Here is a 10,503-nt window from a genome sequence, read left to right as displayed (position 1 = left end):
ACCCGAAGGTCGTCGGTTCAAATCCGGCTCCCGCAACCAAACATCAAAAAAGGCTGCTCGAAAGAGTGGCCTTTTTTGTATCTGACGAAAAAATCCTTTTGAAACAATGGCATGGCATCTTTCATGAAACCGTACACGGTTTGTAGAGTCCATCTCATTGCAAGCTATGCTAAGTCTTCAAGCACTGTCCTTCTACGACCAATGGGCGCTGTCGCCGCACTTCGCGATACGCGTTAATATTTGTAATTATTTTGTCCATAGGGATTGGTAACTTGGCTGGATACCTCCATCCTGTCGCGCACAATCCACGAGGTGATTGATGCGCGCCAACTCGTCTGAACCACAAGACTCTGTCACAGCGACACAACCGATCACTCCCACCCGTTTGCGCTGGCTGGATCTGTTGAGCAAATACCGCCAACCCATCGGGCTGGCCGTCACCTTGTTGCTGTTCGCAATCGCCCTTATCGCCTGTCGCCACCTGTTGCTTGAACTGGATCTGTACGCGCTCCACGATTCAATCCTTGAAGTACCCAAGCCTGCACTGCTGGGTGCGTTCGGTGCTGCTGTCGCCGGCTTTATCATTTTGTTGGGCTATGAATTTTCCGGTGCCCGTTATGCCGGCGTGAAGCTGCCTGCCAAGACTCTGGCCTACGGCGGCTTTACCGCATTCGCCATCGGTAACGCGATTGGTCTGTCGATGCTCTCGGGCGGCTCGGTACGCTACCGTTTATATGCACGGTATGGCATCGGCGCTTCGGAAGTGGCGCGCATGACCGTGTTTGCCAGCCTGGCCCTGGGTTGCGCCCTGCCGCCGCTCGCTGCGCTGGCCACCCTGAGCAACCTGCCTGCCGCGTCCAATGCCTTGCATCTACCCGCCAGCCTGCTCGGCGGCATCGCCGGCGCTGTGTTGCTGTTAACAGCCGCACTGTGCATCGGCATCTACCGCCGCCGCCTGCCGGAACAACCGTATCCGGACAACCTGCTGGTCAAGGCCGGGCGTCGCACCTTGCGCCTGCCGGGCCGTCGCCTGACCTTCCTGCAACTGATCATCACCGCCCTCGACGTGGCTGCGGCCGCTACCGTGCTGTATATGCTGCTGCCGGAAGCGCCGCCGTTTGGCCCGTTCCTGCTGGTGTACCTGCTGGCCCTGGCCGCCGGTGTGCTCAGCCATGTACCCGGTGGCGTCGGGGTGTTCGAAGCAATTCTGCTGGCTGCCTTCGCCGACAAGCTCGGTGCCGCGCCACTGGCGGCCGCACTGCTGCTGTACCGGATGATCTATGTGGTGCTGCCGCTGTTGATCGCTTGTGTGTTCCTGCTGGTCAATGAAGCCCAGCGCCTGTTCCATACGCAACAAAGCCTGCGCGCGGCCTCCGGCCTCGCTGCGCCGATCCTGGCCGTACTGGTTTTTTTGTCAGGCGTGGTCCTGCTGTTTTCCGGCGCAACCCCGGAAATCGACTCACGCCTGGAAAACATCGGCTTCCTGATTCCTCATCGCCTGATTGACGCTTCGCACTTTGGTGCCAGCCTGATCGGCGTGCTCTGCCTTCTGTTGGCCCAGGGCCTGCGTCGACGGTTGTCCGCGGCGTGGATGCTGACCATGGTGCTGCTGCTGACCGGCGCCCTGCTCTCCCTGCTCAAGGGTTTCGACTGGGAAGAAGCCAGCCTGATGACCATGACGGCGGTGCTGCTGGCGATCTTCCGGCGCTCGTTCTATCGCGCCAGCCGCCTGACCGAACTGCCGTTCTCGCCGCTGTACCTGGTGGCCAGCGTGTGCGTACTCGGTGCGTCAATCTGGCTGCTGTTGTTCGCCTACCAGGACGTGCCCTATAGCCATCAGTTGTGGTGGCAGTTCACCCTCGACGCCAACGCCCCGCGGGGCCTGCGTTCGCTGCTGGGCGCGGCCGTGGTGCTGGTGGTGGTGTCGCTGACCTGGCTGCTGCGTACCGCGCGCCCGATCATCCACTTGCCGACACCGGATGAGCTGGAGCGCGCCACCAAGATCCTGATGAACTCTGCACAACCCGACGGCGGCCTGGCGCTGACCGGCGACAAGGCCCTGCTGTTTCATCCCAACGACGAAGCGTTCCTGATGTACGCTCGTCGCGGTCGCAGCCTGGTGGCCTTGTACGATCCGATTGGCCCGACCCTGCAACGGGCCGAGATGATCTGGCAGTTCCGCGACCTGTGCGACATTCACCACGCCCGCCCGGTGTTCTACCAGGTGCGCGCGGAGAACCTGCCGTACTACATGGACATCGGCCTCACCGCGATCAAACTGGGTGAAGAAGCCCGGGTCGACCTCAAACGCTTTGACCTGGAAGCCAAGGGCAAAGAGATGAAGGACCTGCGCTACACCTGGAACCGCGGGACCCGTGATGGCTTGTCCCTGGAGATCCACGAACCCGGCCAGGCCCCGATGGAGGAGTTGAAAGTCATCTCCGACGCATGGCTGACCGGCAAGAACGTGCGGGAAAAAGGCTTTTCCCTTGGACGATTCAGCGACGACTACCTCAAGCACTTTCGTATTGCGATCATTCGCTTCGAAGGGCGCCCGGTAGCGTTTGCGAACCTGCTTGAGACCTACAGCCACGACCTGGCCAGTCTCGACCTGATGCGTGCGCACCCGGACGCGCCGAAACTGACCATGGAATTCATGATGGTCGGCCTGATTCAACATTATAAGAACCATGGCTACGCCCGCTTCAGCCTCGGCATGGTGCCGTTGTCGGGCCTGCAACCACGACGTGGCGCCCCGCTGACCCAACGCCTGGGCTCGATGGTGTTCCGCCGTGGCGAGCAACTGTATAACTTCCAAGGCTTGCGCCGCTTCAAAGACAAGTTCCAGCCTGACTGGGAACCCCGTTATATGGCCGTGCCCGCAGGACTTGATCCGCTGGTGGCACTGGCCGACACCGCCGCCCTGATTGCGGGCGGCTTGACTGGATTGGTGAAACGCTGATGATTCGACGCTCCTGGCGGTATGTATTGGCATTTTTGGTGGTACTGGCACTGATCCTCGGTGGCGGCTACTGGTACTGGAACCGCCCTGCACCGCAACCGACTCTGGAACAACTGCCCCAGGCCGATGGCACGGTCCTGACCCGCGTCACCCCGGGTACCGCGCCCAAGGCCCGCGTGGCCGTGGCCGTGCTGGCCGACGAAACCCTGACCGACAGCCAACTGATCGCCCTGAGCCAGGGCGGCGCAGCGCAGATCGTCCAGGTGATCCTGCCCAAGGATGACTGCAAGCTGCAGGAACAAGCCGTGCAAACCGCCCTGGGCCAGCTTGCCGGCCCAGCGACCCTGGTCAGCGGCATCGGCCCTGGCGCATCCCTCGCCTGGCGCTGGCTGGCCGCACAGAACGACGACAAGGCCAATGCCATCTCCGTCGGCTTCGCGCTGGCGCAGCCAGGCTGCAACGACCCGCTGCCGAAGACTTCGGCCCACGGTAGCTGGCTGGTGGCCTGGAACGATAACCCTGACGATGATGCTGCCAGTTTCGTACGCGACACACCGCGTGCCACCACCAGCATCAGCGACTACGACGTTCACTACCCGCAAGTGCTGAACAACGAGCTGCGCAAGCAACTGGTGGGCTCGGACAACGGCGGCCTGGCGATCCCGGTGGTCGAAGTGCCGGCTGGCCAGGCCAAGGACACCGTCACCCTGTTCCTCTCCGGTGACGGCGGCTGGCGTGACCTGGACCGCGACGTGGCCGGTGAAATGGCCAAGATCGGCTACCCGGTGGTCGGCATCGACACCCTGCGCTACTACTGGCAGCACAAGACCCCGGAACAAAGCGCCAAGGACCTCGCCGAGCTGATGCAGCACTACCGGCAGAAATGGGGTACCAAGCGCTTCGTGTTGACCGGCTACTCGTTCGGCGCCGATGTGCTGCCGGCCATCTACAACCGCCTGCCGGAAAACGAGCAGCAGCGTGTAGACGCGATCATCCTGCTGGCCTTCGCCCGCACCGGCAGCTTCGAGATCGAAGTGGAAGGCTGGCTGGGCAACGCCGGCAAGGAAGCTGCGACCGGCCCGGAAATGGCCAAGCTGCCGGCCGACAAGGTGGTGTGCATCTACGGTGCCGAAGAAGTCGACGAGAGTGGCTGCACCGACAAGACCGCTGTCGGCGAAGCCGTGAAGCTGCCTGGCGGCCATCACTTCGACGAGAACTACCCGGCGCTGGCCAAGCGTCTGGTAGACATCATCGAGAAGCGCCAGGGCAAGACCCCGGCCGAATAAGCGCCCACAAAAAAGCCCCCGCTGCCGCAAGGCACCGGGGGCTTTTTGTTGGGCTTACATTTCTACTTGAGTGCCGAGCTCGATCACCCGGTTAACCGGCAACTTGAAGAAGCGCAGGTTGCCGTTGGCGTTCTTCAGCATGAACGCGAACAACCCTTCGCGCCAACGCGCCATGCCCTTGATGCGGGACGCGATCACGGTTTCGCGGCTGAGGAAGTAGGTGGTGCGCATCGGGCTGAAATCCAGGTCATCCAGATGGCACAGCTTCAGCGCTTCGGGCACGTCCGGTTCATCGACGAAACCAAAGTGCAGGATCACCCGGAAGAAGCCCTCGCCATAGGAATCGACCTCGAAACGACGCTGGGCCGGTACACGCGGGATGTCTTCGTAGACCACCGTCAACAGCACCACCTGCTCATGCAGCACCTGGTTATGCAGCAAGTTATGCAGCAAGGCGTGGGGCACGGCATCCGGGCGTGCGGTCAGGAACACCGCCGTGCCTTGCACGCGATGCGGCGGCTGCACACGGATACTGCTGATAAAGATCGGCAGCGGCAGCCCACCTTCGTCCAGCCGGTCCACCAGCAGCTCCTTGCCGCGCTTCCAGGTGGTCATGAGGATAAACAACACAATCCCCGCCAATACCGGAAACGCACCACCCTGCACGATCTTGGGCACGTTGGCGGCAAAGAACAGCCCATCCACCAACAGGAAACCGATCAACACCGGGATAGCCAGTACCGGCGGCCATTTCCACAGCAACAGCATCACCGCCGACACCAGAATGCTGGTGATCAACATGGTGCCCGTCACCGCCACACCGTAGGCCGAAGCCAGGGCGTTGGAGGACTCGAAGCCCAGCACCAGCAGGATCACGCCCACCATCAGTGACCAGTTCACCGCGCCGATGTAGATCTGGCCTTGCTCGGCGCTGGAAGTGTGCTGGATATGCATGCGCGGGATGTAACCGAGCTGGATCGCCTGACGGGTCAGGGAGAACGCCCCGGAGATCACCGCCTGGGAAGCAATCACGGTGGCTAAAGTGGACAACGCCACCAGCGGGACCAGAGCCCACTCCGGTGCCAGCAGGTAGAACGGGTTGCGGGCTGCCTCTGGATTTTCCAGCAGCAGCGCGCCCTGGCCAAAGTAGTTGAGCACCAACGCCGGCAGCACCAGGGCGAACCAGGCACGGGCAATCGGCTTGCGTCCGAAGTGGCCCATGTCGGCGTACAGCGCCTCGGCGCCGGTCAATGCCAGTACCACCGCACCGAGAATCGCCACGCCCATGCCAGGGTGAACGATGAAGAAGCGCACGCCCCACACAGGGTTGAGGGCATTGAGCACCTCAGGGTGCTGGATGATTCCATGGATGCCCAGGCCGGCCAACACCAGGAACCACAGCACCATCACCGGGCCGAACAGCTTGCCGATGCGGTCCGTGCCATGTTTCTGGATCAGGAACAGCCCCACCAGCACCACCAGCGAAAGCGGCACCACCCAGCGCTCAAGGCCATCAAACGCCAGTTCCAGGCCTTCGACCGCCGACAATACCGAGATCGCCGGGGTGATCATGCTGTCGCCGTAAAACAGCGCCGCACCGATCAGGCCGAGAATCACCAGCACCGAACGCAACTTGGGGTAAGGTGCCGCCGCCCGCCGGGCCAAAGCCGTCAGGGCCATGATGCCGCCCTCGCCCTGGTTATCCGCGCGCAGGATAAACAGCACGTACTTGATCGAAACGACCCAGACCAGCGACCAGAAAATCAGCGCCAGGATCCCGAAGACCCCGTCGTGATTGACCTGAACCCCATAACCGCCAGCAAACACCTCTTTAAGGGTGTAGAGCGGGCTGGTGCCGATATCGCCGTAAACCACCCCCACTGCCGCCACCAGCATGCCGATCGGCTTTGCGTTGGACTGCTCGGCACCTGCTGCCTGACTACTTGCCTGACCCATCAACCACTCCTGCCCTTTGACCTGCGGTCTTTTATAAACAGCGCGCCTGCTGCGGGCGCCTATGCTGTCCACAGCATGCGCTGTTTTACTTCTCGTTACAGACGATTTATTGACCGAGGAAATTCACTCAGGTGCAACGGCGCGAAGCATAGCGCAGCACTCGTCGTATTTCCCTGCATAAAGCTGGTCAAGAGCGATTCCCGTCGCTAGAATTGCGCACTTTTTGATCAGAGGCACACCAAGTGCCCATCCGCCACCTTTCGTGCACGACGGGCGGCGTCATTCAATACCGAGGTTAGACATGTCCACCACCATCGCAAAAGCCAACCCCAAGGTCGGCTTTGTATCCCTGGGTTGCCCAAAGGCTCTGGTCGACTCCGAACGCATCCTTACGCAACTGCGCATGGAAGGCTATGACGTCGTGTCCACCTACCAGGACGCGGACGTGGTGGTGGTCAACACCTGTGGCTTCATCGACTCGGCCAAGGCCGAGTCCCTGGAAGTGATCGGCGAAGCCATCAAGGAAAACGGCAAGGTGATCGTCACCGGCTGCATGGGCGTGGAAGAAGGCGCCATCCGCAACGTGCACCCAAGCGTGCTGGCCGTGACCGGCCCGCAGCAGTACGAGCAAGTGGTCAACGCCGTGCACGACGTAGTGCCGCCGCGCCAGGACCACAACCCGCTGATCGACCTGGTGCCGCCGCAGGGCATCAAGCTGACGCCGCGCCACTACGCCTACCTGAAGATTTCCGAAGGCTGCAACCACAGCTGCAGCTTCTGCATCATCCCGTCGATGCGCGGCAAACTGGTGAGCCGCCCGGTAGGCGACGTGCTGGACGAGGCCCAGCGCCTGGTCAAATCCGGCGTGAAAGAGCTGCTGGTGATCTCCCAGGACACCAGCGCCTACGGCGTCGACGTCAAATACCGCACTGGCTTCTGGAACGGCGCGCCGGTGAAAACCCGCATGACCGAACTCTGCGAAGCCCTGAGCAGCCTCGGCGTATGGGTGCGCCTGCACTACGTTTACCCGTACCCGCACGTTGACGAGTTGATCCCGCTGATGGCCGCCGGCAAGATCCTGCCGTACCTGGACATCCCGTTCCAGCACGCCAGCCCGAAAATCCTCAAGGCCATGAAACGCCCGGCCTTCGAAGACAAGACCCTGGCGCGCATCAAGAACTGGCGCGAGATCTGCCCGGACCTGATCATCCGCTCCACCTTCATCGTCGGCTTCCCCGGCGAAACCGAAGAAGACTTCCAGTACCTGCTGGACTGGCTGACCGAGGCCCAGCTGGACCGCGTCGGCTGCTTCCAGTACTCGCCGGTGGAAGGTGCTCCGGCCAACCTGCTGGACGCTGCCATCGTGCCGGACGACGTCAAGCAGGACCGTTGGGAGCGCTTCATGGCGCACCAGCAGGCCATCAGCTCGGCGCGCCTGCAACTGCGCATCGGCCGTGAGATCGAAGTACTGATCGACGAAGTCGACGAGCAAGGCGCTGTAGGCCGCTGCTTCTTCGATGCACCGGAAATCGACGGTAACGTGTTCATCGACGATGCCAGCGGCCTGAAGCCGGGCGACAAGGTCTGGTGCACCGTGACCGACGCCGACGAGTACGACCTGTGGGCTGAAAAACGCGCATAAGGTGTAAAGAATTGAAAAAGCCCTGCCTCTGGACAAGATGCGGGGCTTTTTTAGGTCTATCGTTTTGCCCATCGGCGCCAATCATCGGCAAGGGGCAGCGGGCATGCGTCAGCATTCGGTTATCCATACACCCAAATCCAGCGACTATCAGGAACTGACCCGCATCTGGGAGGCTTCGGTGCGGGCCACCCATGACTTCCTGCCGGACAGTTACATCGAGTTGCTGAAAAACCTGGTGCTGACCCGCTACCTCGACGCGGTGATGCTGATCTGCACCAAGGACTCGCGCCAGCGCATCACCGGGTTTGCCGGGGTGGCCGCGGGCAAGGTCGAGATGCTGTTTATCGACCCCGAGCACCGTGGCCAGGGCCTGGGCCGGCAATTGCTGCGCTATGCCATCGAGTCGATGAATGCCGATCAACTGGACGTCAACGAACAGAACCCGCAGGCCCTGGGCTTTTACTTCAAGCAAGGCTTTGAGGTGATCGGACGCACGGACCATGACGGCATGGGCCAGCCTTATCCGTTGCTGCACATGCGTTTGCGCCAGGCCCAGCCACAGGCGCGTCGCGGCTAAATGAAATGGAGCCGGGATTAACCGGCGCCACACAGGTACAATAGCCGCCCCCTTTTGTTTCGGCCCTTGTCATGACTGAACCCCTACGCCTCTCCAAACGCCTCATCGAACTGGTCGGTTGCTCCCGTCGGGAGGCTGAGCTGTTCATCGAAGGCGGCTGGGTCACGGTGGACGGCGAAGTGATCGACGAGCCGCAGTTCAAGGTCACCACCCAGAAGGTCGAGCTTGACCCTGAGGCCAAGGCCACAGCGCCGGAGCCGGTGACCATCCTGTTCCACGCCCCCGCCGGCGTGGATGCCGAGACAGCCATGGCGTCGATCAACGCCGAGACCCTGTCGGAAGAACACCGCTTCAGCAAGCGCCCGCTCAAGGGCCACTTCCTGCGCCTGACCGCCAGCAGTGACCTGCAAGCCAAGGCCAGCGGCCTGCTGGTGTTCACCCAGGACTGGAAGATTTTGCGCAAGCTGACCGCTGACGCGAACAAGATCGAACAGGAATACGTGGTGGAAGTGTCCGGCGACATGGTCGCCCACGGCCTGAACCGCCTCAACCATGGCCTGACCTACAAAGGTAAGGAATTGCCGGCGGTGAAAGCCAGCTGGCAGAACGAGAACCGCCTGCGCTTTGCGCTGAAAAACCCGCAACCGGGTGTGATTGCCTTGTTCTGCGAAGCCGTCGGCCTGAAAGTCGTCGCCATTCGACGCATCCGCATTGGCGGAGTCTCCATCGGCAAAGTGCCGGTAGGCCAATGGCGCTATCTGTCCGGCAAAGAAAAGTTCTAAGACTTTTTTCGCCGCCGAATCTCTCGATACCGCCTGCCTGGGCGGTGTCCACAGTTGAATGACCAGGATTGCCCACCATGATTCACAACGACGTACTGCGCAGCGTGCGCTACATGCTCGACATCAGCGACAACAAGATGGTCGAGATCATCAAGCTCGGCGGCATGGAAGTCACCAAGGACGACCTGCTGACCTACCTCAAGAAAGACGAGGAAGAAGGCTTCGTGTTCTGCCCGGACGAAGTCATGGCGCATTTCCTCGATGGCCTGGTGATCTTCAAGCGCGGCAAGGACGAGAGCCGTCCATCGCAGCCGATCGAACTGCCGGTGACCAACAACATCGTCCTGAAGAAACTGCGCGTGGCCTTCGAACTGAAGGAAGACGACATGCACGCAATCCTCAAGGCCTCCGAGTTCCCGGTGTCCAAGCCTGAGCTGAGCGCACTGTTCCGCAAGTTCGGCCACACCAACTACCGCACCTGTGGTGACCAGCTGTTGCGCAACTTCCTCAAGGGCTTGACCCTGCGCGTTCGCGCCTAAGCCCGTGAACTACAGCGTCTCGCCCATCGGCTTTGTCCGCTCCTGCTTCAAGGAGAAGTTCGCCATCCCGCGCCAGCCACAACTGGCGCCTGCCGCCCGGGGCGTGCTGGAGTTGGTGGCGCCATTCGACCAGGGTGAGGCGGTGCAGGGTTTGGAACAGGTCAGCCATGTGTGGCTGCTGTTCCTGTTCCACCAGGCGCTGGAAGACAAGCCCCGCCTGAAAGTGCGCCCGCCTCGCCTGGGTGGCAACACGTCCATGGGCGTGTTCGCCACCCGCGCGACGCACCGGCCCAACGGCATCGGCCAGTCAGTGGTCAAGCTGGACAAGGTGGAAGATGGGCGCCTGTGGATATCCGGGATCGACCTGCTGGATGGCACACCGATTCTCGACATCAAGCCGTACGTGCCGTACGCAGACATAGTTGACACTGCGACCAACAGCATCGCCAGCGCTGCGCCACAGCTGATTCCCGTGCAGTGGCTGAAGACTGCGCTGCAACAGGCAGAAGGCCACGCTCAGCGCCTTGGCGAGCCATTGGTGGCGTTGATCGAGCAGTGCCTTGCGCAGGATCCGCGGCCGGCGTACCAGACGCCGGGGCCGGAGCGGGAATACGGGGCGCAGTTCTGGGATGTTGATGTGCGCTGGCACTATCCCGAAGCCGGGATGATTTGTGTGCTGGAAGTCGTGTCGGCCGGGTAAACCGGAAACAAATGTGGGAGCGGGCTTGCTCGCGAAAGCGGTGGATCAGTCAATACATC

8 protein-coding genes are annotated in these 10,503 nt (G+C 61.6%); 7 read left to right on the top strand and 1 reads right to left on the bottom strand.

Annotated features, from left to right (window positions below):
* The first annotated feature begins 319 nt into the window (after positions 1-319).
* A complete protein-coding gene (gene mprF / locus ACW9I6_RS25935) occupies positions 320-2,962 on the top strand; it encodes a bifunctional lysylphosphatidylglycerol flippase/synthetase MprF (RefSeq protein ID WP_003208619.1) in 2,643 nt (880 codons plus the stop codon).
* Positions 2,962-4,248: a virulence factor family protein gene (locus ACW9I6_RS25930; protein ID WP_457340000.1), complete on the top strand. Its 1,287-nt coding sequence runs from the start codon at positions 2,962-2,964 to the stop codon at positions 4,246-4,248. Before mprF ends, ACW9I6_RS25930 begins: the two co-directional genes overlap by 1 nt.
* A gap of 54 nt (positions 4,249-4,302) precedes the next feature.
* Here the strand turns inward: ACW9I6_RS25930 and ACW9I6_RS25925 are convergent, their stop codons facing one another.
* The gene (locus tag ACW9I6_RS25925) at positions 4,303-6,204 is read right to left on the bottom strand and encodes a potassium transporter Kup (RefSeq protein ID WP_003208622.1); all 1,902 of its coding nucleotides are present in this window, start codon (positions 6,202-6,204) and stop codon (positions 4,303-4,305) included.
* A 301-nt stretch (positions 6,205-6,505) separates the two neighbouring features.
* Here ACW9I6_RS25925 and rimO point away from each other — a divergent pair, with 301 nt between their 5' ends.
* The 5 genes from rimO to tsaA all read left to right on the top strand — a co-directional run bounded on the left by rimO (position 6,506) and on the right by tsaA (position 10,444).
* Positions 6,506-7,846, top strand: a complete 1,341-nt coding sequence (gene rimO / locus ACW9I6_RS25920) for a 30S ribosomal protein S12 methylthiotransferase RimO (RefSeq protein WP_003208624.1) — start codon at positions 6,506-6,508, stop codon at positions 7,844-7,846.
* Between the two features lie 103 nt (positions 7,847-7,949).
* Entirely contained in the window at positions 7,950-8,423 is a 474-nt protein-coding gene (locus tag ACW9I6_RS25915) for a GNAT family N-acetyltransferase (protein WP_003208626.1), read from the top strand.
* 71 nt (positions 8,424-8,494) lie between these two features.
* Positions 8,495-9,205 (top strand): rRNA pseudouridine synthase, encoded by a 711-nt coding sequence (locus tag ACW9I6_RS25910; RefSeq protein WP_003208627.1) that lies wholly within the window; start codon positions 8,495-8,497, stop codon positions 9,203-9,205.
* Between the two features lie 77 nt (positions 9,206-9,282).
* Positions 9,283-9,744, top strand: coding sequence for a DUF1456 family protein (locus ACW9I6_RS25905; protein WP_457339999.1), 462 nt, complete (start codon positions 9,283-9,285; stop codon positions 9,742-9,744).
* Between the two features lie 4 nt (positions 9,745-9,748).
* Entirely contained in the window at positions 9,749-10,444 is a 696-nt protein-coding gene (gene tsaA, locus ACW9I6_RS25900; RefSeq protein WP_003208631.1) for a tRNA (N6-threonylcarbamoyladenosine(37)-N6)-methyltransferase TrmO, read from the top strand.
* Positions 10,445-10,503 lie beyond the last annotated feature (59 nt).

It is taken from the genome of Pseudomonas sp. SDO5522_S412 (assembly GCF_054071215.1).
The sequence above is the reverse complement of the archived record's forward strand: the minus strand, read 5'-3'. Positions and strand labels throughout refer to the sequence as shown.